The organism is Methanofervidicoccus abyssi (genome assembly GCF_004310395.1).
Taxonomy (GTDB): domain Archaea; phylum AGJL01; class Methanococci; order Methanococcales; family Methanococcaceae; genus Methanofervidicoccus; species Methanofervidicoccus abyssi.
This window is the reverse complement of sequence record NZ_BFAX01000005.1, coordinates 47,777-74,660: the sequence shown is the minus strand read 5'-3', so window position 1 is coordinate 74,660 and position 26,884 is coordinate 47,777. Positions and strand designations below refer to the sequence as shown.

The following is a 26,884-nucleotide window of genomic DNA, read 5'->3' as shown; positions in this document are numbered from 1 at the left end:
GCTTAGTCGGACCCCAATAGCAGTGGCCTCCGGCGGGATCAACCGGAATTAAAATGGAGTACGGTCGCCACCGGTCGTTACCAGGTATCACTTGGTTGCAGGCTTACATCCAACCTAAGTCTTTGACTTAGGTTATCATTCCATTGCATAATATTTGCCATGTATAGAGTATTGTATTGTTTTTAGGTTTAGAACGATAGGGATATAAATGTTGTAGAAGTATATAATGGATAATACAATATTTCAGGTGAAAAAATGGTTGTAGCCCTGGATATGAACAGTAGAGAGATATCCATAGGCTCCTATGTAAGATATATAAATACAGGAACCAAAGGTATTGTAAGAGATATATTAGAGAAGGAAGGGAAAATTTGGGTACTATTGGATAATAACCTCATGTATAGACCTGAAAAATTGGAAGTTATTGAACATAAAAAGAAGAAGGATAGAACAGTTAAGGAGAAAATAGAAGATATCCTTGAGAAAGAAAATATAAAGGAGATAGAATCAAATATAGACGCCTGTGGTGCTGGATAGGAACTATCAGAGATAAGAATGAATATCTTAATAAGGGATTAAAAACTTACTTTTTTTATTTCTCTATATAGTAAGAATTTCACCGTTATCTCATGGAATACTCCCAACTAGGAAAGCTGGATAGGATTTCTGTTATTCTTTTTTCTTAGGGTATTTTTTTGTTTATTTATCGATAATTTTTTATTTATTATATTTATAAGTTTAAGAGTGATAGTAAAAGGAGAAGAAAAGTGTCATAATAAAAAGATGGGGTTCTTCACCATCACAACTACAAAAACAGACTACGGTAGCAAGTTGATAAAGAAGTACTTCTATTAACAGGAGATTCTTGTTTTAGTACAATTATTAAAAAACTCTGTTGAAGTTCGAAAGATGTAAGTTTAAAATGTTTATGTATTACGACTCAATATAACAGTGATATGGGTGGAGTTATGGTAAATTCGGAGATAGAGAGAATAAAGAAGGTTAGGGAAATAATAACAAGTATTATAGAAAAAAAAGGTAGAGACCATCTATACGACCTTACAGGTATCGGTGGAGGATTTAAGTTGAAAAAAACTGATATAGATGTCTTAGATACTTATATAGGGTCTGCTATATTCTCAGAGAAGTTAAATAGAGCAGGACTTTTACACTTAGGAGGCAATCCCACAATCCATAGAGCTGTGGGATTTAACAGAACCTCCTCGGCCATACTTTCCACCATAATAGCACTATCCAAAGATATAGATAAGGTGATACACTACTTACCAAAGAGACCATCTCATCCCTCTATTCCAAGGAGTTGTAAAATATTCAACATCCCATACTTTGAGAGTGATAATATAGATGAAATACTGAATAGAATAGATAAAAATACCTTAACTGTTATAACTGGAGCGACAATGGATCATAAAGTAGTAGATTTAAAACGTCTTAAGAAGATAATCTCTCAGTGTAATGAAAAAAAGAGTATATCCTTTGTTGATGATGCTTCGGGAGCAAGGTTAAGGTTACTCTATAATCAACCTCCTGCCTTGAAGTTGAATGCCAATTTGGTGGTTACAAGTACAGATAAATTAATGGAAGGACCAAGAGCTGGACTCCTGGCTGGAGATATAGATCTAATAGATATTATATACGAGGAAGGTTTAAAGTATGGGTTGGAGGCCCAGGCACCAGTTTTAGCAGGTATGGTGAATGCATTGGAAAGTTTCGACCTCCAAAAATTGAAGGAGGCATTCAACAGGGCCAACAGTATAGATCTAACACCACTGATTTCAATAGGTATTAAAGTTGAAAGAACACCCACTGGGTTTCTCCTTACATCACTCTCGGAGGAAGAATCCATTCAGTTAGCACTGAAACTCTTGGAGGACTACGGTATAATAACCATCACTGCAGCAGGTATGCCTGGGGCTAGTAAAACTTTAAGAATAGACTTCTGTTCCAAGGATGCTTATAGGATATCTAACGAGTATATTCTTAATGCTATAGTAAATTCCTATAGGGAAATCAGAGAATAAAAACAGTAAGGAAGTAAATCTTAATTCTATTTAAAATTAAAGAAAAGAATAACAAAAATTCTATAAAAAAATAATATCAATAAAAATGAAAATAATATTATTAAACTTATGCATATTGGAAGATATCAGAGAATCTATTCCTTTCCAAAGATCTGATAAAACAACTTAATAGGGGTTTATCAGGTGAAAAAGTAGGGTCTTACTGCTATGTGGCGGATTTCTGATAAATTTACAATTATTAATCCATCATTTTTTAATGGATGGTGAGTTTTTTATTTTTTTTATTATTTTTTAATCATTATTTAATGAGAAGGATAAAATTTAATGATCATATCATATCTCCTAAGAATTTAACTTTAACAACTTATCCTTTACTTCCCTGATCTTCTCTATCTTACTTTCTACATTCTTCTCGTAATCTTCCATCCTACTGTAGTAAGATCTTATAGCCCGTCTAACTTCCTCAGGAGCTGGACCTCCTATAACCTTCCTTACCTTTACATTTTCCATGGGATCTAATGCCTTCTCTATCTTCTCCCTCTCCAACTTTAAGTTGTATCCTCTAAGCACATCTTCCACAGCCTCAGCAAGATCTATTTTCTCCTCTATAGATTTTCTGACAGCCTCTCCTACTATCCCATGGGCAGTTCTAAAGGATATATTACACTCCCTTACAAGGACATCTGCCAACTCAGTTGCAGTGGAGTAGTTGCCTTCTGCTAACTCTTTCATTCTATTTTTATTAACCTTCAATGTCTTTATCATCTCTTCTACCATCTCTATGGTATCTAGGGTAGTATATACACTATTCCAGAGATGAGGTGTTACTTCCTGTAGATCCCTGTTGTAGGTATTTGGAAGTGCCTTTAATATGGTAAGTACGGTGACAAGGTTTCCATTCAAGGTAGAAAGTTTTGCCCTGGCGATCTCTGCAACATCTGGGTTCTTCTTTTGGGGCATAATTGAAGATGTAGAAGTGTAAGTATCTGACAACTCTATAACTCCAAACTCGTAGGTGGAGAAAAGTATCAACTCTTCACATATCTTAGATAGGTTAGTTCCAAGGATGGAGAGATCTGCCATAACTTCTAAGATAAAATCCCTTGTAGAGACTCCGTCCATGGAGTTCTCAATGAGACCATCAAATCCCAACAACTCCATAGTTCTTTTTCTATCTATGTTGAAACCTGTTGTAGCCATGGCTCCACATCCTAAAGGTGAGATATTTATCCTTTTATATGCATCCAGTAGTCTATGGATATCCCTTTCAAGCATGGAGACGTAACTTAGTAGATGGTGTCCATAGGTTGTAGGCTGAGCATGCTGTAAATGGGTGTATCCTACGAAGAGAGTTTCTACATGTTTTCCTGCCATAGAAAGTAGAGTTTTCTCTAAATTAATAAGTTTCTTTAATATAAGGAGTATTTTTTCCCTTAATGTTAACCTTATATCTGTTGCAACCTGATCGTTTCTACTTCTACCGGTGTGCATCTTCCCTGCAACATCTTCTCCAAGTCTTCTTATAAGTTCGTTTTCGATTACCATATGAATATCTTCTAAGGAGGGATCTAGATCTAAGGCATCTATGCCCTCTTTCAGTATCTTTATAAGTTCTTCTATTATCTTTCTGGCATCTTCTTCTGGGATGATCTTCTTCTCCATCAACATCTTAGTATGGGCAATATCACATAAGATATCACTTTCAAATATGTCCCTGTCGAAGGATAAACTGGTGGTATACTCCATAACCTTTTTCTCTGTAATATTGGAAAGACGTCCTCTTCTTAATATATTTTTGTTCAAGGTATCACCTGGATTTATTTTAAGAAATCTAACAAATATTAACATCTCGTACACTAAATAATTAAAATAAATATAATAATCAATAAAAAAATAATAAAGTTAATAATAAGTTATAGATCAAATTTAAATAAAAATAAATGATAATTAAAAATCCATAAATAAATCTTCGAGAGTAACCAGATAAATGTTTTTCTTATTGTATCCTAATTTCCCATCAAAGTGATAGTTAAAAAAATTAAAAATAAAAACTCTCTATCCCGAATATAAATATATCTTTCCTTCTACCTCTGAATCTTCTAACAATAAATTGTAGGATAGCTCCTATCTCTCTGTCAGAATTTCCTATCATATTTTAGTGTTTAGAAAAATTTTGTTGAGACATAGATACAGTTCTTTATTATTTTTATTATTGCTATAATGGGAACTGAAAGTATATATTAAAATGATTATAATGCTAAAAGTATAATCTATTTATAACTTTTTTATTGTTATACTGTATCCATTTGTAATTTTCAATGTTTACCTCTTTTTTAAAGAATATATCTAAAACAGGTGTTAAAATATGAAAACTTCCATAGAATTTCAACTAAGAAAAGCCGTTGAAGTACTGATGAAAAACAAGGACGGAAATATACTGGTATACACTCATGTTGATACAGACGGTATTACATCAAGGGTTATCTTAGAGGAGTTATTTAGCAGGTTAAATATAGAGGGGGAATTTAAATTTCTAAAACAACTTAATATGGTGACAGTGGAGAGTATTCCTTTTAAAGAATACAACTTAATAATCTTTGCAGATTTAGGTAGTGGGCAGATTAACCTTATAAATGAAAAGATAAAGGAGTACAACCTATGGAATAGTAGAGATCACAGTATAATTATACTGGATCACCATATACCTGCCTATAGTAAGATCCCTGACAATATAATCCATGTAAATCCCTGGAACAACAACTTAGATGGGGGAAGGGAGATCTGTGGGGCTGGAGTAGCTTATAAATTCGCCAAGCTATGTAATCCTAACTATACAGACCTGGCAAAGTATGCCATATTGGGGGCAGTGGGAGATATTCAAAACTTAGGTGGAAGTTTTGTTGGGATGAATAGAGAGATACTGGAGGATGCTAAAGCTAGAGGAGATATCTTAGAGTTTCCAGATCTTCAATTCTACGGTAAACACACTAGACCTATGTTTGTATCTATAAAATACTTTACAGATGTGAGAACAGACCTTATGAACAATGATTCGAAGATATTGAACTTTGTAAAAACGATAAATAGGAGGTATAACTTAGAGATAGACCCTAGAGAACCTATCTGTAATCTATCCTTTGAGGAGAAGAGAGTTATTGGGAGTGAGTTTCTAAGTAGGTGTAACAAGTACGTCCCCTTATCTTGGATAAAGTATCTTCCCAAGGTAATATTTGGTATGAGTTACGAGTTCAGAGGAGAGACGGTGATGACTCCCCTGAGAAACTTAGAGGAGTTCTCAACATGTATAAATGCCTGCTCCAGGTATGAGGATTATGTGACTCCTTTAGAGGTACTGAAAGGGGATAGGGGAAAGTATTACAGTAGAATGTTATATATGTTGAATAGACATAAAAAGAACCTATTTAGAGCTCTGAAATATATAAAGGATAACGTGGAGATTGTACAGAGAGAGAGATTTCAGTACTTTGAAATAGAGAAAAATAAGGTGGATGAGGGTATAGTTGGTATTGTGACAGGGATGAGTTATTCTATAGAGGACGTAGATTGGAAGAAACCTATCTTCGCCATAAAGGAGAAGGATAATGGATATAAGGTATCTGGAAGATGTCCAAAACTACTAACCTTTGCCGCGGATATCAACCTTGCAGATGCTATAAGTTACGCATCTATGAAGGTAGGAGGTACTGGAGGGGGACATAGATTTGCCTGTGGTGCCTACATACCTCACAAAAAAGATTTCATAAAATATATAGAAAATAGACTTTAACTGTAATAAATTATCTTAATTTCATGTTGTACAACATCGAATGATACTCCAGATAGTTATTGTGGTAAAGAAAAAGATTGGATCGACATATAATTAAAACTAATATAATTAACAGGCTCTATACTGGTTAATAATTATTAAAAACCTTAGTTCTCATCATACTGATAATTATAGCCTCTTAAGATATAGATACAGTTAATAACTTCACTTCTTTTTTATCGTTATTATTACTCTGTGGATGTTAAAGGTTAATTATTATAATAAAAAATATAATAAAAATCCTAAATAAAATAATCAATAAAAATAAAACCATAACTACATCTCAGGATTTTTCTGAACAGTAAGATGAAATTAGTTAGTATTAGGAGAGGTATTCAGAGGATCATCCCCTTAATATTCAAAAGTAGAGTTATATTTTTTTAATTTTTAAAAAAACTTCTTTATATATTTTTTACTCTAAATTGTATTTTTATATGAACCTGAAGTATTGTATTTTTATATGAACCTGAAGTTATTAAAAGAAGGGATAACATGGAATCTTTCCTAACAGATACCCAAATAAAGGTATTGAAACTACGGAGGAAAGGTCTAACCTTGGAGGAGATAGCCAATTTAATGAATACTACCAAGGCAAATATATGTATGATAGAGAAAAGAGCTAGGGAGAATATTGAGAAATCAAAAAATACCTTGAGGATATACGAAAGTATAATTGCACCTCTAAGATTGACTGTTAAAGAAGGCACAGATGTATTTCAAATCCCCAAAATAGTATACGAAGAATCCAATAAGTTGAATATCCATGTAAAATATAACTCTTTGGAGTTGATAGATCTCATCTATAGAAATATGAAAGATAATATAGAAAAAAGAATTGTTAAAAAACCTTTTGTTGTAAGCGTCTTGGAAGATGGAGATATTTCTCTCCTAGATTGTAAAACTCTACATGAGATGTGAGGTGATAGTATAATAGGTATAATAGGAGGAACAGGATTATCTTCAGTTCTAAGGATGGGTAAAGAGGAAGTAATAAACACAAGATACGGAAAGGTAAAAGTATTGATAGACAGGAAAGATGGAGTAGTGCTACTGTTTAGACATGGTTTGAATCACAGTATTCCGCCCCACAGGATAAACTACAGAGCCAATATATACGCATTGAAGATTTTAGGGGTAGAAAGAATCTTAAGTATAAATTCCGTTGGTTCTTTAAAAGAGCATATTAAACCTGGAACTTTCTTTATACCGCAGGACTTCATGGAATTCACTAAGAATAGAATATCTACCTACTACGACGGTGAAGACGGTAAGGTAGTGCATATAGATCTTTCGGAACCTTACTGTCCAGAGATCGTGGATATCCTAAGGGAGATACTGAATAAGAGGGATTATCAGTACAGTGAAGGAGTATATATCTGTACAGAGGGACCAAGGTTTGAGACGAAGTCTGAGATAAGATTCTACAGGACGTTGGGAGATGTTGTGGGTATGACAGGTTATCCTGAAGTGGTACTTGCTAAAGAGTTAGGATTATGCTATGCTTCACTCTGTACCGTGACAAACTACGCTGCGGGGATATCTAAAAGTAAACTAACTGTAGGCGAGGTTTTTGAAATTATAAAGAAGGTAGAAAAGAAGTTAGTAAATATAGTGGAGGATTTTATAGAGTACTCCTCCAGTAGGGAAAAAAATTGCCAATGCTCAATGGCTTTGGAGTACGGTACTGTTAAATAGAAGGTGGATGTATGGTAAAGGTACTTAAGATAAGAACACTTGAGGAGTTGAAGAGACACTTTCACTATATCAAAAAGATCATACTAGAAGGTAAGGTATTCATCTGTGGGACAGATACACTATACGGTTTATGTGCAAATGCCTTAGATGAATCTGCCCTTGAAAAGGTGTATAGTATAAAGGAGAGGGAGAGGGGAAAACCTGTATCTATCTTTCTGAGAAGTACTGAAGATATTAAAAGATACGCTTACCTGGATGACACAGGTAGAAAGATTGTAGAGAGATTTCTTCCTGGCCCTCTGACCATAGTACTGAAGAAAAAAGATATTATTCCAGATGCCCTATCAAAAGATTACGTCGGTATAAGGGTGCCTAAGAGTGAAATAGTAAGGGAACTCTCTATAGTGCCACTAACTGCCACAAGTGCAAATATAAGTAGGGAGAGACCACCAACATCCTTTGAAGAGATAGATGATAGAATAAAAGAGAGAGTAGATTTAATAATAGATACGGGGGTATGTCCCTATAGAAGACCCTCTACTGTAATCAAGGTTGTAGATGGTAAGGTGGAACTTATAAGGGAAGGAGCAGTGGATTTCGGGGAGATAAAGAAGGTTGTGGAAGAAGAGTGAAACAGAGAAGGTGATATTATGGGAAGAAAGGATAAAAGATGGATACTCCAGAGAAAGAAAGATCTATACTATCAACTTGCAAAGAAAAACAAGTACCGTTCCAGGGCAGTATATAAACTCCTACAGTTGAATGAAAAGTTCAGGATTATAAAGGAAGACGATATTGTTGTTGATTTAGGATGTGCTCCAGGAGGATGGTTACAGGCTGCAAGATCTATAGTAGGAGAGGGAGGATTTGTAGTAGGTGTGGATCTCCAGAGTGTTAAACCACTAGGTTACGATAACGTGATCACTATCAGAGGAGATATGACTAAGAGAGAGACTTTGGAGAAGATAACCTCCCATCTACCTTCCAAGGCAGATGTTGTGATATCAGATGCTTCCCCAAATATAACCGGAGTTTGGGACGTGGATCACAGTAAGTCTGTAGAGCTTACCACAGTGTCTCTTATATTGGCCACTAAACTTTTAAAGAAGGATGGTAATTTCGTAGTTAAGGTCTTCCAAGGCAATCTATTTAACAATTATGTGGATCTTGTTAGGAATTACTTTAAAAAGGTTTATATCAGTAAACCAAGGGCATCAAGGGAGAGTAGTGCAGAGGTGTATGTAATTGGGAAGGGATTTTTGGGAAAAACTTTCGATATGAATATAGAATCCCCCGTATTAACCTTAGTTAAAGAATGTCCACTTTGTAAGGATGAATTAGAGGAAAGGAGAGAGAAAAATAGATATAAAAGCAGAGGTGTAAAACTTACAGTGGAAGGTGAAAAGGGATCCTTGATAAAAAAGATAAAGAAGATGAGAAAAACGGTTAAGTCCTTACAAACTATATAATATTGAAAAGATTAATTCTTTTTCCAAAGTTCCATATTTCTTCTCTTTAACTCTCTTCTATGACTCTCCAAGAATTTGTACATCTTTGCATGAGAAGATCCCCTGAGAATCATATTGACAGCTTCCTTGGCTACCTGGACAGGTTCGTACTCCCCCAATATCGCCACAGTCTTTCCATAAACTGATACGTAGGTATCTGTCAGATCCTCTATGTATCTTCTCGATTTTCCGCCACTACCTATAACTCTACCTTTGAGTCTTCTAAGGGCGTTAGAGGTATTTGCATAATCTGATATGTCTATGATCTCAAGGACGTAGTCATCTGATAGTAATTTTAGAGCCTTTTCTGGGTTAAAACCTCTTCCTATCGCCTTTACAATATCCCTTCCCTTCCATAGAGCCAGTGGATCCTTAGTATCCTCCGTTGAGGAGATAGTTACTTCTCCATCCTGGTTAATTTTAATTTGAACTCCCAATTCTTTCTCTATCTTCTTTTTTACCTCTCCTTTTTTTCCAATTAACACCCCAATCCTTTCTTTTGGTATTTTTACAACTTCTATATTCTTACCTATCATCATAATTTCACTTTTTATCTTTTGTTATTATATTTACACAATATACTATTTAATATTAATTTCCATCGAAACAGTGCATAATAGTATTCACTTATCGTTATATGAATTACAGTTGGGATTAAAGTAGGATTATGTGGGAAATAGAATATCTGTTTTCTTATAGATATCGATATTTATAATAAAATAAAAAAATTCTTAAACCTGCTATCCATTGAACTATCCATTGAAAAATCCTGATAATTACAATAAGAATAAAAATAAGAGAGTTTAAAAAATTATAAAACATTGAAAAAGAACTGAATAACCATCACTTTGATGGGAAGTAAGGTTATGTTGTGGTACGTATGAGATTTGAATACTTCCAACTGGCCTACGAATTTGTTTTATATATAGTGATAGGTATATCTGTTGGATATATTCTATATCAAAGGTATAATAACGGTGTCTTTGTAGTAGTAGGGTTTCTATTGGGAGTACTTTGGGCATTCTTAAGTATATTGAGATTTATAAGAAAAAAATCTTTTGACCAAGCACATAATTTTTTAACCTATAGCAAAAATAAAAACAGTAATAACGATAATAAAATAAGAGTAAAAAATCCCTAAGAATATTTGTGTCATGACAATATATTAATTGATTAATATATTATAAATTCCATCCCAAATAACTAATATATTTTTATAATAACCTGGTGATGACTTTGGATCTCATAACCTTAGAGGAAGCAGAGACTAACTACAACTATGGATATCATCCTTATAAAAGACCTATTGAGAATCTTTTGAAAAATGGTATCGTAGTTATAGACAAACCTTCTGGACCCACATCTCATGAGGTAGCTCTCTGGGTGAAGAAGATATTAAATATAAACCTTGCAGGACATGGAGGAACACTCGATCCTAAGGTTACCGGCGTATTACCTGTGGCATTGGAGAACTCTACAAAATGTATTCGACTCTGGCACGCCCTTCCAAAGGAGTATATATGTTTGATGCACCTCCACAGGGATGCAAAGGAAGAAGACATCCACAGAGTATTTAAAGAATTCACTGGGAGAATAATTCAAAGACCTCCTTTGAAATCTGCTGTAAAGAGAAACCCGAGGATAAGGAAGATATACGATATGGAGATATTGGAAATAGATGGAAGGGATATTCTATTTAAGGTGAGATGTCAATCTGGAACTTACATTAGGACCCTTGCAAGGAACATTGGAGAGGCCTTAGGTACTTCTGCCCATATGCAGGAACTCCGGAGAATAAAAAGTGGCCCATTTACAGAAGATGAGGCTGTATATCTCCAAGATCTAAAGGATGCCTATATATTTTGGCAGGAGGATGGAGATGAGGAAGACCTTAGGAAGATAGTTAAGCCTCTAGAGTATGGACTCCAACATCTGAAGAAGGTGGTAGTAAAAGACAGTGCAGTAGATGCTATATGTCATGGTGCAGATGTCTATCTAAGTGGCATCTCTAAGATCAGTAAAGGGATTGGAGTTGGGGAAGTTGTAGTGGTAGAAACCTTAAAAGGAGAGGCTGTGGCGATAGGAAAGTCACTACTAAGCACGAAGGATATATTAAAGATTAGAAAAGAAGGTAAGAAATACACCAACCCAGTGGTAGATACAGAAAGAGTATTGATGAAGAGAGGTACCTATCCGAAGATATGGAGGGGAAAAAGGTAAAGTAATTTTAATAAAATTAGTAGTAGAGAATAACAACGAGATCATTTTTTAAACTTATTTTCTATTTTTATTATTTTTGTAATATCTTTTATAATTGTTATTAGTTTTATATTTTTAATAGGAAACTGGAAGGGTTAAAAATAACAACAAGAAGATAAAAATATATATACTTACTCCTCTTCAAACTCAACAGTTATATTCTTTATGTTGAATTCCTTACCTCCTTCTATCTTCAATGACGGACTGCCACATTTTGGACAACTTATAATAACGTCATCTACAGTATCCAATTCTCCTCTATATCCACAGTGATTACATACTATATAAGGCTTTATAAACTTTACCTCTATCTCGGCCCCTTCACATATGGTAGATTTGGAGATCACCTCGAAGGCGAACTTCAACTGCTCCACGTTTATAAATGTTAACTCTCCAATCTCCAGATTTATCTTACTTACTCTTTTGACATTTTTGAAATTGTGGTTTTTTACTGTATCTAAGATAGTATTTAACATCGAAGTGGCATAGGATAACTCGTGCATATTTACACCTTTTATTAAATAATAATAAAAAATTAAAATAACAAATTCTAATTATTTTTATAGATTATTTTTGGTGATGGAGATGAGTATTGTAATAGGATATTACGGAAATAACGGTGCTGTGATTGGGGGAGACAAGAGAAACATTATATTCAGAGGTGATCCTAAGAAAAGAGAGGAGTTGGAGAAAAAACTATACTCTGGAAAGATTAAAGATGAGGAAGAGTTAAAGAAGGTTGCTGAGGAGTTAGGAGTTAAAGTGTATATAGAAGATGAAAGAGTTAAAGTGAAGAAGATAAACAACACGTTAGTTGGGGAGGTTAGATCTATAGGCGCAGATTCACGTAGGAGGAGAATGTATTTAACTAAGGGAATGTGTGTTATTGTGGATATACTAAATGACGATGTTATAGGTAAGTCTGTAAAGAGAGGTAATGGTGTTATTATCTTTGGAAATAAACATTTGAAAGAGATAGCCAGAAAGGAATTGAGAAAATACATGTACGACTTTACCAGGATGGGTATTGGGGAGGTGAAGGATGTTATCGAGGGAGTATTAAAGAGATGTTGTAGAGGTCCAACGTCTTCCAAGGATTTCGATATTTTATATATAGATGAGGGAGAAAAGGATCTGGAGAAGGTTATTGAAGAAGATTTAGAGGAATTAAGGAGGTACAGGGAGGAGTTAAGACAGAAGATGATAGATTTTAGAAAGGTGTTGGCTATCGTGGATAAGATCGAGAACAACGGAGAGGTTGGTATTATAAAAGATGGAAAACTTGTCCTAAATGAGGATCATTTAGCAATAGATAAAATATGTCCAAATCCAAGACAATTTAGAGAGATAGAGATTGAGGGAGATGTGGAAGATGGAGATATAGTAGTGATAGAAAATGGTACCTTGAAGGTAAAAGGCAAGGATGCCATACTTAAGACGAATTATATAATATGCAGAAAGTAATAAGTATATTAAGTATGTATTAATTTAGATATCCTTTGTTTTTTAAAAGAGAGATGTATCCAACAAAGGCTCCAGAAGAGATAGTATCCCCTAGTCCCACTGTGGATTTAGGATTCTCTACTAATCTTGTAGGTACCAGTGCAATCTTGTAATCTCTGTATTCTGGACTCGCTCTTAGATCTTCTACAATCTTCCTAAACAACCTCCAGTATCTATTGTAAGGTATCTTTATACCTTCCTTCAGATCTTCAAGTGAGGATATTTTACCTAATTTAGCCTTTGTACTTGCTAAAACTGTGGCCAACTCCAAAGTTTCTTCAAGTTCACTCTCTTCCAAAGGAACATTTCCTTTACAGAGGTAAAGTATGTAGTAGAGTGTATGAACCTGTACAACTTCTAAGTTACTGTAACTCTCAAGGAGTATTTTTGAGGCATAAAGGATATCCTCCAACGAACTGTTTTTTATTATGTTGTTACTTAGATTTTCGTAGCCCATAACGTGGATAACGTTGGCTATTTCAGTCTCATCCATTCCTAAAGAATCTACCTTAGAGACTATTTTATCCACAATCATCTTTCTAAGTCTCTTACTCTGGATAGAGGCAAACTCTAAGTGTATCTTTATATTTTTATTCCTTCTCAGTAAGTCTATATCCTCCTGGGCTCTCTCAATGTAGTAAAGATCATCTTTTCCATCCGAATATTTCTCCTTTATCCCCTGATATCCCGAAAGAATAGCACAATCTACCATTTCTCCAATTTCCGGTAACTTGTCTCTTAGATCTTCTCTAATTTCTATCCTAAAACTGTCAGGCCTTGATGCGACAATGAACCTACTTGCATAGGGCGTTTTTATCCTTTCCTCCCCAAGAGAAAATTCTATACCTTTTCTATATTCAAAGATACGGTTTATCTTAATAGGATCTTCTTCTCTGTATACTTCTATAGGTTTTCTTAGGATGAGTTTTCCATTGAGAACTGTTGGGTATAGTAGATTATCATTGTTATTAAACATCTCAGCCTGCTTTTTTGATAGGAGAGGTGTGTAGGCTATAATTCTCTTCAGGTTTAAGATAGATAGTAGGTTAGAGATTATTCCAACCTGCCCCCCTATCCTCTCTTCATCGTACTTCATACTATCGAACCATCTATTTAGGGAGTTATCCTCTACCATAGGTACCTCAGCAGGTTTTCCATACTTCATACTGTGTATTAACCTTCCCATGAAATCTAAGGGGCTTTTTATCTTTCTAGGATACCTTTCTATACTTTTCAGTATCTCCTCCACTGAGAACTGATTTATTAATTCTTCCACCTCTTTTCCATCTTTAAAGATCTTTATAGCATCTACATTGGCATTGTAAGCTAAGAATATACTGATGTTAAAAAAATTCTTTATAAGTTGTAGAATTTTAATGTATGGGATTTCTCTGTCCTTCATATCTTTCACCAAGATCGAGTGAAGAATTTTAAATTAGTAATTTATTTTAGTTTGTAATAAAATATTGCGTACGTTTTTTGAAATGTGTCTGAAATTATCTTAAATCCTAATTCTTAAATAAAAATATATAAAATAATATAGTTAAAATAATTAAAATAATATAGTATAATGAAAAACTTTTCAATAACACCTTCTAAGATCTCTAATAAAAAACAATAAGATTAAACTAAATAAAGAAAAATTCAGGAAAAGTAAAAATATAACGTTTATCCACTAAACTACACTATATACTGGAGAAGCAGGTTAACCTTCTTCTTAAAGAGTTTTATTAAAAAGTATAAAAAAACTCCTAAAAAAGATTTGACAGGAATTTTACCTATTTTTCCAGTGCTCGATTTTCAGAGATGGATTATATTTACTTTTTTATCTATATTATTATTTTTTTACTTTTTATTTTGTTATATATATTATTTTATTAAATGTTACAAATAAGATTCTTTAGTACCCAGAGACATCCGAAAGAAAGATAGTCTCTCTTTTATTTTTTATTTTTTGATATTACCTATACTTGGTAGAGGATATCTATCCACCATATACTTAATAACTATCGGGGCTATGATGGAGGTTAAAAGCATCATTATAATTATAGTTACATAGAAACTATGTGGTATCACACCTAAATCCATTCCAACAGAAGCTACAACAAGTGGAGCTGAAATCTGAGGAATTGTCAACAGACCTCCATAAAGACTTCTCAATCTATCGTAACCTATTATCTTAAAGGAAAGGTATCCAGATATGGTTTTTAAAACCATAAAACCCCCCAATGTACTAACGAGTATTCCTAAGTTATCCAAGTTTAGCAATATTCTTATGTCTGTGTTCATACCTAAGGTAAGGAAAAAGATAGGTATAAAGAAACTGTAGCCTATGGCGTTTAGATTACTGTTGAGGATATTGTCATGCTCTTCCTTAGTTAGAGCCTCAGATACAGCTACACCTGTGATAAATGCACATATCATAGGATGCATTCCCACATACTCCCCAATGAGTATGGAGATAAGTATTATCAGGAGTACAAAATGTATCTTTCTACAATGAAGGTTTTCAAATTTCTTAAATATCTTCTTTGTTATAAAGGGAATTAGAAGTAATAATCCTAAGATGTAGAGTAACTCCTGTAGAATAAATAATACAGATGTCTCCAGCCCCTGATTTAAACTGATCTTGGATACTATTGCCAATAGCATCATTCCCAGTACTTCAGATAGCACAACAGCTCCCAGGAGTACAGTTCCAAATTTCGACTTCGTCATATCCAACTCGTTCAGTAGAGCATAGACTACTCCTACAGAGTTCGAGGCAAACATAATACTGTACAGTAGGGCTCCTAAGTGGTTAAGACCTAAGAGACTTCCTATATAGTACCCTCCAATACCACATATTATAGCAGAAAAGAAAGAGATAAATAGAGAATTTTTAAATCCTCTAATTAAAGTTTCATTGTCTACTTCCATTCCAGCCAAGAACATTAGAAATATGGCTCCAAAAGTAGAGAATGTTCTAAGAGATTCGTCAATATCATTCACGATTCCAAGACCGTAGGGACCTATGAGTATACCTGCTAACATTACAGCAGTAATTCCAGGTATATTAAATCTCTTTAAAATAATAGGTGCTAAAAATATAGAGGTTATTATAATAAAGAACGTTATATATAACTCCACAGTTTCACCAGAGGTAGTGAGGTATTTGTACTTAATAGGTTTCATTTTACATAATTTCTGTTAGGACTTTGCTATATAATAGAGAGAAATTGTAGGGTAAAACTTCTACAACTTTTCAAGGAGTTATATAAATACTTATCCATTATTATTTAAAATTATTAATAAAATTAACACAATAACTAAAAAGAGGAAAAGGATGATATTGGAGTTAAAGGGGTTGTATCTGGGATTGAGGTTCTCATCTGCCCATATAGTATTTGGACATGATTCCTGTGGAGTTATACATGGACATACTTACTATGTAGATGTTAAATTAGGTGGGGAACCTTCTGGAGAATTTGGTTTTATCTTAGATTTTAAAATGTTAAAAAAAGTGGTGAAGGAGATATGTAAGAGTTTAGACCACAAACTGTTGTTGCCCAGGGATCATCCACACCTGAAATACACTATCGAGGGAAATTATATACACTTTATATACTGCTATGGAAAGTGTAAAAAGGAATACAAGATCCCTTTAGAGGACGTTCTACTTCTACCACTGAGAGGGATTACTGCAGAGGAGTTATCGGTGTATATAACAGAGGTTATTAAAGAAAATCTTCTCAAGTTAAATGAGGGTAATAACATAGAGTGGATTGAAGTTACACTCTATGAGGAGTTGGGACAGGGGGTGACAAACAGAGTGTATCTAAATAAAATGATTGAAAATTAATAAATACCAAAAATAAAATAATAAAAATTATAATGATTAATAATTATTATTAATTATATTATTATTCATTAATTATAAATGGTGGTAGTATGGAATTTGACATAAGTGTAAGTGAAGTTATGAGTACTCCCGTGGAGACTGTAAAGTTGAGTACTACTGCCTACGACGCTGCCAATATACTCAAGAATAAAAAGATAGGATGTTTAGTAGTGGTAAATGATTCAATGGAGCCTATAGGGTTAATCACAGAGAAAGACTTAGTTCACAAAGTTGTTGCAAGAAATCTGAGATCAAAAGAAATTTTAATTAAGGATATTGTGTCTCCAAAACTTATATCCATATCTCCAAAGGCTTCAGTGATAGATGCTGCGAAGTTGATGGCTAAAAAGAATATCAAAAGACTTCCGGTAATTGAGAATGGAAAACTCTTAGGTATAATCACCGTTAGCGATATTACATCTGTCTCACCAAAAATCTTTGAAATAATGATAGAAGTATCTAAGATAAAAAATGAAGAGGATTATCCTAGGGAGTACGAATATTTATACGGGGTATGTGAGGTGTGTGGTAACCAGGGGCGTCTGAGATACGTAAATGGAAAGTACGTTTGTGAAAATTGCATAGATAGTGACAGTATTTAAGATCCTTATTAAATACTTTAATTATATAATAATAATTATATAAAATTAAAAATTAAAGAGGGGGATATTGAAGGTAGGGAGCGTAATAAAGGACAAAAAGGATATTGTAAAAGTATATCTTTCTACCACCATAAAAGAGGCTGTGTCGAAGATGAACAACAGTGGTACTAGGAGAGTACCTGTGGTGGATGCGGGTACAGATAGAATTGTAGGCATCGTAACTTCTATGGATATACTGGATTTTATGGGAGGAGGATCCAAGTACAACCTTGTAAAGTTTAAACATCGTCATAATCTCCTATCTGCAATAAATGAACCTGTAAAGAAGATAATGACTAATGACCCTATATGTGTTAGGGAATCTACACCTTTGGAGGAGGTAATAGAGATATTTATTGAAAAGAACGTAGGGGGAATTCCTGTTGTTGATAAGGAGGATATACTTATATCTCTTATAACCGAGAGAGATATTATTCGCTATCTTATGGATAGAATAGAAGAAAAAACTGTCCAGGATTATATGACAGAGGATCCAATAGTGGCTACTCCAGGAATGAGGTTGAAAGATGTAGCAAGGGTTATGTTGAGAAATGGGTTTAGAAGACTTCCGGTGGTATCCGAGGATAGACTCGTTGGTATGGTAACATCTACAGATTTTATAAGACTGTTAGGTAGCGACTGGGCTTTCAACCATATGATTACAGGAAATGTTAAAGAGATAACAAATGTGAGAGTGGAGGAAGTAATGACCAAAGACCCATTGAGAGTGTGTAAGGACGACTCTCTTAAGAGTACTGCAGAGATTATGATCAAAGGTAGTATAGGGGCTCTTCCAGTTGTGGAGGACAGGGATAACTTAGTAGGTATAATAACAGAGAAGGATATTATAGCATTCCTCAGAGATCTCTATTGATTTTAGGTGGTACTGTGAAAAGCGAAGGTATAGAAGATATACCAGATGTGGTGGTGAAACTCTTCAGAGAAACGGCCACTACTGTGCCTGAAGATGTGGAGAAAGCCCTCATATCTGCCATGGAGAGAGAGGAGAATGAGATCTCAAAGAGTATCTTAAAAGCTATTCTGAAGAATATAGAGGTTGCTAAGAATAATTCTATTCCCCTCTGTCAGGATACGGGGGTTCCTCTTGTATTTCTAAAGGTGGGAAAGAACATATCTTCTTCTGAGATCATCCATATTTTAAATGGAATAAAGGAAGGTGTAATTAGAGCAACTGAGGAGATCCCTTTACGACCTAACGTGGTAAATCCCTTTACAAGGGAGAACCTTAAAACAAACATTGGACTGGGATTTCCCTTGGTGGATATAGAAGTAGATGATAAGTTAGATAGAGAAATAGAGATAAAGGTGCTTCCCAAGGGGGCCGGTAGTGAAAATATGAGTGCCCTTAAGATGTTAACTCCTGCAGAAGGTATAGAAGGTATAAAAAAATTTGTATTGGAAACGGTAGTTAATGCTGGGGGAAAACCCTGCCCACCTATAATATTAGGTGTAGGTGTAGGAGGTACTGGAGATATAGCCCTAAAACTTGCAAAGAAAGCGCTTTTAAGGAGAATAGGAGGGAGACACTCCAATAAAAATATTGCAAAGTTGGAGAGGGAACTCTTGGAAGATATCAATAAGTTAGGTATTGGAACCATGGGACTTGGAGGGAGTATTACGGCGTTAGATGTATTTATAGAGTATATGGGATGTCACACTGCATCTCTACCAGTTGGAGTCTGTATTCAGTGTTGGGCACACAGGTGGGCTAAGAAGATCTTGAAGATCTAAATGATAAACCTTGTCCCTATTAAAATAATAAAAAGAATAATAAAATAAAAATAATAAAAAATAGGAAAAAAGAAAAAAAGAAATCTCATCTGTTTCTCCACTGTCCAGTTTAGCCCAGGAGACAGTATTTTTATTTTCTATAGGATATATTATTTGTCCAGAATACTGAGAAGGATGATCTCTCTGATATCTTCAAATTTTATAGTTCTTTAACCACTGTCTTGATGGGAACGGGTTTTATCCATTTTTATAAAATTTCCAATGAGCACAGGATTTTATTTAACTGAACTTAAATCTTCAGATAGAAAAGATGACTTCTGCAACCACAATCTGAAGATCCAAAGCCTTCCACACTCTCAAGGAAACTTAACTCCTTAGACACTTCACACTCTATACCTTCCTCTGAGATATATACTTCCTTTATCGTGCCGTACTGTAGTAGATAATCTATATGCCAGTGGAGTTTCTTATCTTCTCTTAGATGTCTTTCTATCCTTCTCCGCAGGTTATTCTTCTCCCCCATAGCAGATCCCACGTAGAAATAATAACCCTTTTTAAACTTTTTTGTATTTTTTCCATATTTAATATTCCTAGACTCCTTTAACATTATCTTTAAGATGTAAGTACCCTTTTTGTCCGGGATGTTGTTTTTTGAAACTCTTCTAAACTTGTATTTTTTTAGTACCTTCTCTATACGTTGTATCTTATGGTAGTAGGGACATAATTCCTTTATCTCTTCGATACATAGATGACACTTTGGAATTGGAGAGCATACCTTTTTGCCATAGTTTACAAGTAGCATGTTTATGATCTTCCAGTATTTCTTTGGAAGTTTCTTCCTCAACTCCATCTCACTATCTTCAGGTGTCTCAGTATCTATATACTCCCATCTGTTGCATATCCTATGGACATGGGTGTCTACACATATACCATAATCGTTGTATGCCAAGGTGATTACTAAGTTTCCAGTCTTTCTCCCAACACCAGGTAGTTTTATAAGATCCTCCAACCTACTTGGAACTTTACCTTGAAATTCTTCTATTAATATCTTCCCTAATTTCTTTAGATATCTTGCCTTAGTCCTGTAGAAGCCTACTGGATATATAAGTTTCTCTAACTCTTCTTCCTCTATATCTACTAGATCCTGAAGGGTTTTTACCCTTTTGAACAATCTTTTCGAGACTTCCAATGTGATCTCATCCTTTGTCCTAGCACTAAGTATAGTGGAGAGAAGCACCTTAAAGGCCTTTTCTTCTATATCTTCATTCTCCATAGATATTCTTTCAACTGCAGGAATATCCTTTAAATTTTTACTAAGTATATCTAAAAAAGTATGGAATCTTTCTTCGATATTTTCTTTAGTATTCATAGGGACCCCTTAAACTTATAAAAAAGTTATCTTAACTGACAATAAATCTCCGTCTTCCGGTCCATCTTCAAACACTTATCAAAGTTTCATACTTAATTTTTTTAGTTTAATAATAATTTTTTCTATTTTTTAAGATCTTACAGTTCAACCCCCTTAAAACCCTTATTTCCACTTATCTAGTTATAAATACTTACATTATTATAATATTTATTATTTTTATTGTTAAAAATAATATAACAAAAAACCTACTCCCCTTCAAACCCTATAGCGTCACAGGGGCATAGATACCCACAGTGGCCACAGAGTGTGCACTTATTCATATCGAACTTAATCTCCCCATCCCCTACATCAATAACTCCAAAGGGGCAGTTTTTCTTACACACTAGACACATTATACATCTCTTGGGATTATACACAAGTTTTTTATTCCTACTTACTCTGTATATCAGAAGATAGTTATTTATAACCTTTCCAACAAGGTATATTATCTCTACAGCACCGACTGGACAGGCTTCCACACAGTGGTCACAGAAGACACACCTCTTAACATCTATTTTTGGATGTGGAGTTTTGGGCCTGATAACCTTTAAGGGACAGACTTCTACACAGATACCACAAGATATACATTTCTTGGGATCTATTACTATACTCTTTCTCATCACCTTATTCTCTAAACTTATCTCTACAGAGTCCTCCTCAAAATACTTACGGATAATATCTTTAACAGGTATCATCTCTAGTAGCATCGGAATCATCCTGTTTTATTATTTTTTCATTAACTATCTTACTAAGGGTTTTTTCAACCTCCTTCTGGGAGAACTCCAACAGATCACCTTTCAACTGAGCATACTTTTTGGAGATTTCATCTAAGTCTTTGATAACCATGGCCTCAAAATTATCCCGTGCCTTCCTAACCCTGTAGAGTTTCAGGGAGTTCTCCATGTCAGTCAGGGATATAGCTTCAACTGGACACTCCTTGTAGCATACTCCACATCTTACACACTTCTCTGGGTTTATATAAGGTAACCTTGTGTCACAACAGATATCTATTGCATTTACATTACATGCCCTGTAGCATATCCTACAACCTATACATTTATCTTCCTCTATAATGTAGCATTTATCCCTTATCTTGGGCACTCTTGAAACTTCTCCTATTCTCATTGCACCTGTAGGACAAACCTCTATACAACTACCACACTTGACGCAACTGACAACCTTGTAATTCTCCAAGTTTATACTCCCTAGACACACATCTACACAGTTTTCACAGTTTATACATAAACTTTTTACAATCCTTGGGGTCTCAGAGATTACCTCACTCCTTTCTTCCTCCTTCAATACCCTGCTAAATTTTATCCTAAAACATAGATCGAACTTCTCCTTCAACACTTTCTCGTCGTAGATCCTAATAGCATCTACTACAGGACATGCCTCTACACACCTCTCACATCCGATACATTTGTTAGTATCTATTTTATGGGTGTTTTTATCGTAATCTATAGCATGCACTGGACATACCGTTCTACAAGAACCACAGTTCACACATAACTCCTCGTCTATTATGTAATTCTTGTACTTAGGAACATTCCAGGGAAGACTTAAGGTTTCTTCCTTCAAGTTTCCAATCTCCAGCACCTTAGATGGACAGGATTCTACACAGTTTCCACAACCTATACAGGCACCAACATCTATCTTAGGCAGTTTCTTATTGTGATCCTGGAAGAATATCATCTTTATGGCAAAGGATGGACAGGAACTTTCACAGGCTCCACAACTAATACATCTTTCAGGATACTCTACAGTGGGAGGAATCTTCCTAAACCTCTTTGGAGGTAAGATGTATTTCTTCTCCGTCTTTGCCTGGAGAAACCTTTTAATAAACTTCTTCTTTGTAAGTACATAGAGATACCACAGTGAGGACGCCATACTTTCACATCCTATTTGGAGTACGGTTTTACGTCTCCCGTTCTCCTATCTACTAAGTATATACTTCTCTCTGTACAAGAAATACAGGGATCTATAGAGATGTAAGTTGCAACGGCATCTGAAACTGTAGGACAGGTTTTTAACATATACTTGTACGCTGAAAGGTTCATCACTGTAGGTGTCCTAATTAGTATTCTCTTTATAATTCCTCCATCTGTTATAGATATCTTGTAGGTAACTTCTCCTCTGTGAGCTTCGTTTCTCCACTCTCCAGATCCTCCCTTTATATCTACCTTCTTTCTCACCATCCCAGTACTTTCCTCGTAGAATTCAAGAGCTCTCCTTAACAACTCTATACTTGTAAGTATCTCCTTCAATCTAACTAATGTCCTGGCGTAGTTGTCTCCTTCTTCAGCCCATACAGGTTTAAAACCTAACTCTTTATATGTAGGATGTCTCAGTCTCCAATCACTCTCAGGTAGTGCAGAAGCTCGTGCCACAGGTCCAACAGCCCTGGTTTTCATTACTTCCTTATAACCGATGACTCCTATCCCTTTACTTCTTAAACTTATTAAGGGCCCCTTCCTGAAGATCTCCAATATATCTTCCACATCTTCTTCCAAGGTATCTAATGTGTTGTAGATACTCTCCAATATCTCCCTGGTTATGTCCTGTCTAACCCCACCAACGACGTTAAAACCCATATTTATCCTATTTCCAGCGATAGTCTCCAGTAGATCCATCACCTTCTCCCTTATATTCAAACACCAGATACCGAAAGTCTCATGCTCAATAGCCATCCCATAAACTGCAACAGCAATGAGGTGGCTGTGAATCCTCTCAAGTTCTGTAGCGATAATCCTGAGATATTTAGCCTTATCTGGTACCTCTATATTGGACACTTTCTCTATACATTCCACAAATGTCTGGGTATGGATATACGAACATATACCACATACTCTCTCAGCGAGATGAATTCCCTTTAGATAGTGTTTCCCCTCCATTATCCTCTCAATCCCTCGATGCACATAACCCATTTCAATTTCAGCTCCAATTACTATTTCCCCCTCTACGATGAGTTTTATACGTATAGGTTCTTTGAAAATAGGATTTATAGGTCCTACAGGTATTACATTCATAATATCCCAATTATAATAATTATTAATTATAATAATTATTAACATAATAATTATACTCCTAACTGATTCTTAACTAAGATTGCTGAGAAGTATCTACTTCTTTAATTACCCTTTCCCTCTCCGCTACAGAAATTGGAACTACCTTCAATATAGTTTCTATTATCTGGGAAGGTCTTGGGGGGCATCCTGGTATTACTCCATCAACTGGAATGATTTTACTCACTGGGCCACATACATGTCCCTCTTTGAATATACCACAACTTAGAGCACAGGCTCCGACAGCTATAACTATCTTAGGCTCTGGAGTTTTTTCGTACAGCTCTTTTAATCTATTCTTCCAGGGGAGAGTAACAGGTCCAGTTACTATTAATACATCCGCCTCTCTTGGGTTATTGTGGATGTATATACCATACTGTTCAATATCGTACCTTGAAGATAATAAAGACACTAACTCTATATCACATCCGTTACATCCCCCCGTATTCACCACACATACATGTATAGATCTCTTTCTGAAAAACTCTTTAATCATTCTATCTCCTTATTACTTTTTAGTAGTTTTACAAGTAGTTCTCTTCCCCTCTTCAAAGCTTCCTTATACGGGATGTTATTTACCAATACATCTTCGACTACTTTTTTTCTTATTAGATCTCCCTCTCTCTTTGATATCAACCCATAAAAGTCACATATCCAACATAATCCTAGATCTATATCCACCTTCCTCCCCAAACATGCCATCCTCGCCTGCTCTGCAAATGCATGGGTTTCATAGAGTGCAGCACCGTCGTACTCCCTCACAAACAACTCTATAACTTCATCTAAGGATAATCCCAATGCCTTAGCAATAGGTACAATAACTTCCTCCATAATGTATCTATTTTTTATTATGTTGTACTTCTGTTCCAAGGTACCTTTACACTGTACCTTATCTATCATCTCCATATCCAACTCCATACTCTCTAACCTATTGAACCTCTAATTAGATAACCTAAGACTGCAATAGATACGCCAATAATTAACTCAACTCTACCATAACCTGGCCTCATACCAAAGGGAATACCTAGAAGGAATGAAGAAATGGGATAGTTTGCACTGTAAGGTAGAGGTGTTGAGAACAGTATACCTCCAAGTACAGCACAAACTAATGCTAGCTTATCTATACTCTTCTCTACGTAGGGTTTTACATACTGATTATAACTGTAAGATAACCCTATAAACCCCCCGAAAGTTAAGGAAAGTACACACCAGAGTAGGTTATATGGTACTTCCTCCATAAGAGTATCACCCTAAAATATCCCTGTAGAATGGATACTGTACATCCTGTATCCCAAGTAAATTATGCCTACGAGTACCAACATCATAAATAACAACTCCAAGGTTTCCATCAACTTCCCCAAGGATTTGTATTTATATCTAAGTAGAAGCACTGTAAAAAGTATCCCTATTATAAGTATTACAAGGTGAAGTACGTTGATTTGTACAAGAGTTACAGATACTGCCATCATCAGGAGAACAAAGACGGAGATCAGTAAATAGTCTATATACCTTACCTCTATCACAATTTCACCCAACTATCCCATAATAGCCCTACGTAGTAGATCCACAATAGCAAGAGCACTTATAAGTATCTGAATCATAACTGAGTGATTTGGTGTTAAGAGAGGAGTTAAGGCACAGATGAGAGATACTATAAAAGTTAAAGCTACCATTCCAAGTAATGTTAACAGCGGGTTGGATATTAATAAAGGACCGATAAATACTCCTATAAATATCCAGAGGAGAACAAACCACGCTATTCCATCGGCTATCATTATCAGAGATTCTAAGATACCGAAATGTTCTGTAATGTATCCACTTACTATACTCTTATCCTTCACTATGGCAAAGGGGCTATTGGGAGCTTTTGAAAGAAGAAGTACAAAGAAGGCAAATGCTGCAAAGGGTAGTTGGAAGATTATGGGTCCATGTACTTCTTGATATCTTATAATATCTCCTATTATCAGAGATTTGGTTAGGAGATATATAGTACCTATTACTGCAAAGAGTGGCACTTCTGCAGCGGCGGAGAATACACTTCTTACACCTCCCAACTTCCCATACGGGGATCCACTACTGAGACCACAACCATGCTCCACTATCTTCTGGAGGATGTATAGACCCATAAGTATTAGTAAAGAAGAGTTAAATACAACTCCAAGGTAGAGTGTAGATATCCATACCGTAATACTCATTAGTGCTACAAATATATATAGGGGATTTCCTGCGGTTATAGGAAACGTTATCTCCTTAAAGTAGAATTTAAAGGTGTGGAGAATATACTGGATAATAGGAGGACCTGGTCTTCCCTGGATCCTGGCTACTATCTTTCTATGTAGTCCCAACAGTAGACCTCCCACTAAGAAGGCGTATAAACTGTAGGCAAGTGCATCTATTACATACTTTATATTGTACAACTCCATAATTACCACCCCCTAAATGGAAGGAGTCCTTCCTTTTTCCTCCTAGTTTTTGGAATAAACGTTATTCCTACACCGTAGAGGATGAAGGGAGTAAATAGAGCAGTACCTAAGTAAACAATCAGTACATTTCTTGGATAGAGTATAATATAGAGAAACCCTAAGATTCCAACTATAAGAGACAGTATTCCGCTTTTTCTTTCAGGTGTCATAAGATCCCCTTTAAATGGTTAGTAGTATTTCTGCAGTCTTTATTACTATAAGTAGGGAAGATAGATGTATCATCAGGATATATGGTGCTCCAGGAGCCCTGAACATTTCAGCCTTTGCGGCGTAAAAGGGAGCAACTCCTGTCTCTCCAACCATACCTACTGCATAGAGAATTTTCTGGAATAGTAGATCGTAATGTCCTTTTGCCAACTCCAATATTGAGAGGGTGCCAGTTTTAGCCAGTATTAGGGCAGCTCCTCCGAAGAGGGGGAGGGATGATATCATAGCTATTATACCGTAGTGGTAAGCTGCATTTAGTACCCACTCCTTTTTAACTGCCGAGACGATACCTATGTTAGCTATACCTATTACTGCGAGGAAGAGCGCATAGTTAAACAGATCTCCCGTAAGCATGGCAAATGCAGTGCAGATGCCACAGATAATAGCCATCAGCCTCCTTACCTTCAGCTCCTCAAGGGAGACATAGTTGAGTTTATCAAAACTCCCTATTTGTGACTCCAACTGTTTCTCAGGTTTTGTAAAGTAGACAACTAAGGTAAAGAACATGACAACTATGAAGAATATCGCAGAGAACTCTGTAATGTAGAATACTATGTCTCCAAAGGGAATATACCCATAAAAATCCCCCGATATAGAGATAATATTAAAGGGCAT

The 26,884-nt window shown here is 35.3% G+C and carries 30 protein-coding genes; 14 read left to right on the top strand and 16 right to left on the bottom strand.

The features are described from left to right. Positions 1 to 255 precede the first annotated feature (255 nt). Together MHHB_RS06430 and MHHB_RS06425 are read left to right on the top strand one after the other, a co-directional pair. Positions 256 to 537, top strand: a complete 282-nt coding sequence (locus MHHB_RS06430) for a DUF2098 domain-containing protein (protein WP_229701943.1) — start codon at positions 256 to 258, stop codon at positions 535 to 537. A 431-nt stretch (positions 538 to 968) separates the two neighbouring features. Then, positions 969 to 2,042 carry a TIGR03576 family pyridoxal phosphate-dependent enzyme gene (locus MHHB_RS06425; RefSeq protein WP_131007849.1) on the top strand — a complete coding sequence of 358 codons (1,074 nt, stop codon included), beginning with the start codon at positions 969 to 971 and terminating at the stop codon, positions 2,040 to 2,042. 342 nt (positions 2,043 to 2,384) lie between these two features. Here MHHB_RS06425 and argH read toward each other — a convergent pair whose 3' ends face one another. Next, the gene (gene argH, locus MHHB_RS06420) at positions 2,385 to 3,845 is read right to left on the bottom strand and encodes an argininosuccinate lyase (protein ID WP_268220705.1); all 1,461 of its coding nucleotides are present in this window, start codon (positions 3,843 to 3,845) and stop codon (positions 2,385 to 2,387) included. A 562-nt stretch (positions 3,846 to 4,407) separates the two neighbouring features. Between argH and recJ the strand changes: the two genes are divergently transcribed. From recJ to MHHB_RS06395, 5 genes are all read left to right on the top strand, one after another. Next, a complete protein-coding gene (gene recJ / locus MHHB_RS06415; RefSeq protein WP_131007847.1) occupies positions 4,408 to 5,829 on the top strand; it encodes a single-stranded-DNA-specific exonuclease RecJ in 1,422 nt (473 codons plus the stop codon). Between the two features lie 531 nt (positions 5,830 to 6,360). Next, entirely contained in the window at positions 6,361 to 6,786 is a 426-nt protein-coding gene (locus MHHB_RS06410) for a Tfx family DNA-binding protein (protein ID WP_131007846.1), read from the top strand. 9 nt (positions 6,787 to 6,795) lie between these two features. After that, entirely contained in the window at positions 6,796 to 7,563 is a 768-nt protein-coding gene (locus MHHB_RS06405; protein ID WP_131007845.1) for an S-methyl-5'-thioinosine phosphorylase, read from the top strand. Between the two features lie 11 nt (positions 7,564 to 7,574). Next, positions 7,575 to 8,195 carry an L-threonylcarbamoyladenylate synthase gene (locus MHHB_RS06400; RefSeq protein ID WP_131007844.1) on the top strand — a complete coding sequence of 207 codons (621 nt, stop codon included), beginning with the start codon at positions 7,575 to 7,577 and terminating at the stop codon, positions 8,193 to 8,195. Between the two features lie 18 nt (positions 8,196 to 8,213). Then, positions 8,214 to 9,032: an RlmE family RNA methyltransferase gene (locus MHHB_RS06395; RefSeq protein ID WP_131007843.1), complete on the top strand. Its 819-nt coding sequence runs from the start codon at positions 8,214 to 8,216 to the stop codon at positions 9,030 to 9,032. A gap of 11 nt (positions 9,033 to 9,043) precedes the next feature. Here MHHB_RS06395 and MHHB_RS06390 read toward each other — a convergent pair whose 3' ends face one another. Beyond that, on the bottom strand, positions 9,044 to 9,610 hold the full coding sequence (locus MHHB_RS06390; RefSeq protein ID WP_394342777.1) for a KH domain-containing protein: 567 nt from the start codon (positions 9,608 to 9,610) through the stop codon (positions 9,044 to 9,046). Between the two features lie 341 nt (positions 9,611 to 9,951). Here MHHB_RS06390 and MHHB_RS06385 point away from each other — a divergent pair, with 341 nt between their 5' ends. Then, on the top strand, positions 9,952 to 10,212 hold the full coding sequence (locus MHHB_RS06385; protein ID WP_131007842.1) for an AtpZ/AtpI family protein: 261 nt from the start codon (positions 9,952 to 9,954) through the stop codon (positions 10,210 to 10,212). A gap of 89 nt (positions 10,213 to 10,301) precedes the next feature. Further along, positions 10,302 to 11,291, top strand: coding sequence for an RNA-guided pseudouridylation complex pseudouridine synthase subunit Cbf5 (locus tag MHHB_RS06380; RefSeq protein WP_131007841.1), 990 nt, complete (start codon positions 10,302 to 10,304; stop codon positions 11,289 to 11,291). A gap of 170 nt (positions 11,292 to 11,461) precedes the next feature. On the opposite strand, the gene hypA is transcribed toward MHHB_RS06380, so the two are convergent. After that, positions 11,462 to 11,833: a hydrogenase maturation nickel metallochaperone HypA gene (hypA, locus tag MHHB_RS06375; RefSeq protein ID WP_131007840.1), complete on the bottom strand. Its 372-nt coding sequence runs from the start codon at positions 11,831 to 11,833 to the stop codon at positions 11,462 to 11,464. 82 nt (positions 11,834 to 11,915) lie between these two features. Between hypA and MHHB_RS06370 the strand changes: the two genes are divergently transcribed. Next, positions 11,916 to 12,794: an MJ0548 connectase family domain-containing protein gene (locus MHHB_RS06370; protein ID WP_131007839.1), complete on the top strand. Its 879-nt coding sequence runs from the start codon at positions 11,916 to 11,918 to the stop codon at positions 12,792 to 12,794. Between the two features lie 19 nt (positions 12,795 to 12,813). Here the strand turns inward: MHHB_RS06370 and pfkC are convergent, their stop codons facing one another. Together pfkC and MHHB_RS06360 are read right to left on the bottom strand one after the other, a co-directional pair. Beyond that, positions 12,814 to 14,235 (bottom strand): ADP-specific phosphofructokinase, encoded by a 1,422-nt coding sequence (pfkC, locus tag MHHB_RS06365; RefSeq protein ID WP_131007838.1) that lies wholly within the window; start codon positions 14,233 to 14,235, stop codon positions 12,814 to 12,816. Positions 14,236 to 14,780: 545 nt separating this feature from the next. After that, entirely contained in the window at positions 14,781 to 15,962 is a 1,182-nt protein-coding gene (locus MHHB_RS06360) for a cation:proton antiporter (RefSeq protein WP_131007837.1), read from the bottom strand. A gap of 196 nt (positions 15,963 to 16,158) precedes the next feature. Between MHHB_RS06360 and MHHB_RS06355 the strand changes: the two genes are divergently transcribed. The 4 genes from MHHB_RS06355 (at position 16,159) to MHHB_RS06340 (ending at position 19,106) form a co-directional block, all read left to right on the top strand. Continuing rightward, positions 16,159 to 16,674, top strand: coding sequence for a 6-carboxytetrahydropterin synthase (locus tag MHHB_RS06355; protein WP_131007836.1), 516 nt, complete (start codon positions 16,159 to 16,161; stop codon positions 16,672 to 16,674). An 89-nt stretch (positions 16,675 to 16,763) separates the two neighbouring features. Beyond that, complete coding sequence (locus MHHB_RS06350; RefSeq protein WP_192893838.1) at positions 16,764 to 17,315, top strand: CBS domain-containing protein; 552 nt, start codon at positions 16,764 to 16,766, stop codon at positions 17,313 to 17,315. Positions 17,316 to 17,382: 67 nt separating this feature from the next. Continuing rightward, positions 17,383 to 18,228 (top strand): CBS domain-containing protein, encoded by an 846-nt coding sequence (locus tag MHHB_RS06345; RefSeq protein WP_131007835.1) that lies wholly within the window; start codon positions 17,383 to 17,385, stop codon positions 18,226 to 18,228. Between the two features lie 14 nt (positions 18,229 to 18,242). Beyond that, a complete protein-coding gene (locus tag MHHB_RS06340; RefSeq protein ID WP_229701942.1) occupies positions 18,243 to 19,106 on the top strand; it encodes a fumarate hydratase in 864 nt (287 codons plus the stop codon). Between the two features lie 289 nt (positions 19,107 to 19,395). On the opposite strand, the gene MHHB_RS06335 is transcribed toward MHHB_RS06340, so the two are convergent. From MHHB_RS06335 to MHHB_RS06285, 11 genes are all read right to left on the bottom strand, one after another. Continuing rightward, complete coding sequence (locus MHHB_RS06335; protein WP_192893837.1) at positions 19,396 to 20,475, bottom strand: DUF123 domain-containing protein; 1,080 nt, start codon at positions 20,473 to 20,475, stop codon at positions 19,396 to 19,398. Positions 20,476 to 20,720: 245 nt separating this feature from the next. Continuing rightward, positions 20,721 to 21,221 carry a 4Fe-4S binding protein gene (locus MHHB_RS06330; protein ID WP_192893836.1) on the bottom strand — a complete coding sequence of 167 codons (501 nt, stop codon included), beginning with the start codon at positions 21,219 to 21,221 and terminating at the stop codon, positions 20,721 to 20,723. Next, on the bottom strand, positions 21,196 to 22,404 hold the full coding sequence (locus tag MHHB_RS06325) for a 4Fe-4S binding protein (protein ID WP_131007833.1): 1,209 nt from the start codon (positions 22,402 to 22,404) through the stop codon (positions 21,196 to 21,198). The genes MHHB_RS06330 and MHHB_RS06325 overlap by 26 nt, the downstream gene beginning before the upstream one ends. An 11-nt stretch (positions 22,405 to 22,415) precedes the next feature. Next, entirely contained in the window at positions 22,416 to 23,543 is a 1,128-nt protein-coding gene (locus tag MHHB_RS06320; protein ID WP_131007832.1) for a hydrogenase large subunit, read from the bottom strand. A 73-nt stretch (positions 23,544 to 23,616) separates the two neighbouring features. Next, a complete protein-coding gene (locus tag MHHB_RS06315) occupies positions 23,617 to 24,075 on the bottom strand; it encodes an NADH-quinone oxidoreductase subunit B family protein (protein WP_131007831.1) in 459 nt (152 codons plus the stop codon). Next, on the bottom strand, positions 24,072 to 24,497 hold the full coding sequence (locus MHHB_RS06310; RefSeq protein ID WP_229701941.1) for a DUF1959 domain-containing protein: 426 nt from the start codon (positions 24,495 to 24,497) through the stop codon (positions 24,072 to 24,074). Before MHHB_RS06310 ends, MHHB_RS06315 begins: the two co-directional genes overlap by 4 nt. 5 nt (positions 24,498 to 24,502) lie before the next feature. After that, positions 24,503 to 24,817 carry a DUF2104 domain-containing protein gene (locus MHHB_RS06305; RefSeq protein WP_131007830.1) on the bottom strand — a complete coding sequence of 105 codons (315 nt, stop codon included), beginning with the start codon at positions 24,815 to 24,817 and terminating at the stop codon, positions 24,503 to 24,505. A gap of 12 nt (positions 24,818 to 24,829) precedes the next feature. Beyond that, positions 24,830 to 25,102 carry a hypothetical protein gene (locus tag MHHB_RS06300; protein ID WP_131007829.1) on the bottom strand — a complete coding sequence of 91 codons (273 nt, stop codon included), beginning with the start codon at positions 25,100 to 25,102 and terminating at the stop codon, positions 24,830 to 24,832. 12 nt (positions 25,103 to 25,114) lie between these two features. Then, complete coding sequence (locus MHHB_RS06295; RefSeq protein WP_131007828.1) at positions 25,115 to 26,002, bottom strand: respiratory chain complex I subunit 1 family protein; 888 nt, start codon at positions 26,000 to 26,002, stop codon at positions 25,115 to 25,117. A gap of 2 nt (positions 26,003 to 26,004) precedes the next feature. Then, positions 26,005 to 26,211: a hypothetical protein gene (locus MHHB_RS06290; protein WP_131007827.1), complete on the bottom strand. Its 207-nt coding sequence runs from the start codon at positions 26,209 to 26,211 to the stop codon at positions 26,005 to 26,007. Positions 26,212 to 26,221: 10 nt separating this feature from the next. Further along, positions 26,222 to 26,884: a proton-conducting transporter transmembrane domain-containing protein gene (locus tag MHHB_RS06285; RefSeq protein ID WP_131007826.1), complete on the bottom strand. Its 663-nt coding sequence runs from the start codon at positions 26,882 to 26,884 to the stop codon at positions 26,222 to 26,224.

What these genes read in the sequence shown, in the direction of transcription:
- MHHB_RS06315 (WP_131007831.1), bottom strand. Translation starts at nt 24,075, where the DNA reads ATGATTAAAGAGTTTTTCAGAAAGAGATCTATACATGTATGTGTGGTG.
- MHHB_RS06410 (WP_131007846.1), top strand. Translation starts at nt 6,361, where the DNA reads ATGGAATCTTTCCTAACAGATACCCAAATAAAGGTATTGAAACTACGG.
- MHHB_RS06290 (WP_131007827.1), bottom strand. Translation starts at nt 26,211, where the DNA reads ATGACACCTGAAAGAAAAAGCGGAATACTGTCTCTTATAGTTGGAATC.
- MHHB_RS06310 (WP_229701941.1), bottom strand. Translation starts at nt 24,497, where the DNA reads ATGGAGTTGGATATGGAGATGATAGATAAGGTACAGTGTAAAGGTACC.
- MHHB_RS06320 (WP_131007832.1), bottom strand. Translation starts at nt 23,543, where the DNA reads ATGAATGTAATACCTGTAGGACCTATAAATCCTATTTTCAAAGAACCT.
- MHHB_RS06335 (WP_192893837.1), bottom strand. Translation starts at nt 20,475, where the DNA reads ATGAATACTAAAGAAAATATCGAAGAAAGATTCCATACTTTTTTAGAT.
- pfkC (WP_131007838.1), bottom strand. Translation starts at nt 14,235, where the DNA reads ATGAAGGACAGAGAAATCCCATACATTAAAATTCTACAACTTATAAAG.
- MHHB_RS06370 (WP_131007839.1), top strand. Translation starts at nt 11,916, where the DNA reads ATGAGTATTGTAATAGGATATTACGGAAATAACGGTGCTGTGATTGGG.
- hypA (WP_131007840.1), bottom strand. Translation starts at nt 11,833, where the DNA reads ATGCACGAGTTATCCTATGCCACTTCGATGTTAAATACTATCTTAGAT.
- MHHB_RS06330 (WP_192893836.1), bottom strand. Translation starts at nt 21,221, where the DNA reads ATGCTACTAGAGATGATACCTGTTAAAGATATTATCCGTAAGTATTTT.
- MHHB_RS06380 (WP_131007841.1), top strand. Translation starts at nt 10,302, where the DNA reads ATGACTTTGGATCTCATAACCTTAGAGGAAGCAGAGACTAACTACAAC.
- MHHB_RS06285 (WP_131007826.1), bottom strand. Translation starts at nt 26,884, where the DNA reads ATGCCCTTTAATATTATCTCTATATCGGGGGATTTTTATGGGTATATT.
- MHHB_RS06425 (WP_131007849.1), top strand. Translation starts at nt 969, where the DNA reads ATGGTAAATTCGGAGATAGAGAGAATAAAGAAGGTTAGGGAAATAATA.
- MHHB_RS06355 (WP_131007836.1), top strand. Translation starts at nt 16,159, where the DNA reads ATGATATTGGAGTTAAAGGGGTTGTATCTGGGATTGAGGTTCTCATCT.
- MHHB_RS06390 (WP_394342777.1), bottom strand. Translation starts at nt 9,610, where the DNA reads ATGATGATAGGTAAGAATATAGAAGTTGTAAAAATACCAAAAGAAAGG.
- MHHB_RS06325 (WP_131007833.1), bottom strand. Translation starts at nt 22,404, where the DNA reads ATGGCGTCCTCACTGTGGTATCTCTATGTACTTACAAAGAAGAAGTTT.
- MHHB_RS06400 (WP_131007844.1), top strand. Translation starts at nt 7,575, where the DNA reads ATGGTAAAGGTACTTAAGATAAGAACACTTGAGGAGTTGAAGAGACAC.
- MHHB_RS06395 (WP_131007843.1), top strand. Translation starts at nt 8,214, where the DNA reads ATGGGAAGAAAGGATAAAAGATGGATACTCCAGAGAAAGAAAGATCTA.
- MHHB_RS06385 (WP_131007842.1), top strand. Translation starts at nt 9,952, where the DNA reads ATGAGATTTGAATACTTCCAACTGGCCTACGAATTTGTTTTATATATA.
- MHHB_RS06295 (WP_131007828.1), bottom strand. Translation starts at nt 26,002, where the DNA reads ATGGAGTTGTACAATATAAAGTATGTAATAGATGCACTTGCCTACAGT.
- recJ (WP_131007847.1), top strand. Translation starts at nt 4,408, where the DNA reads ATGAAAACTTCCATAGAATTTCAACTAAGAAAAGCCGTTGAAGTACTG.
- MHHB_RS06350 (WP_192893838.1), top strand. Translation starts at nt 16,764, where the DNA reads ATGGAATTTGACATAAGTGTAAGTGAAGTTATGAGTACTCCCGTGGAG.
- MHHB_RS06305 (WP_131007830.1), bottom strand. Translation starts at nt 24,817, where the DNA reads ATGGAGGAAGTACCATATAACCTACTCTGGTGTGTACTTTCCTTAACT.
- MHHB_RS06430 (WP_229701943.1), top strand. Translation starts at nt 256, where the DNA reads ATGGTTGTAGCCCTGGATATGAACAGTAGAGAGATATCCATAGGCTCC.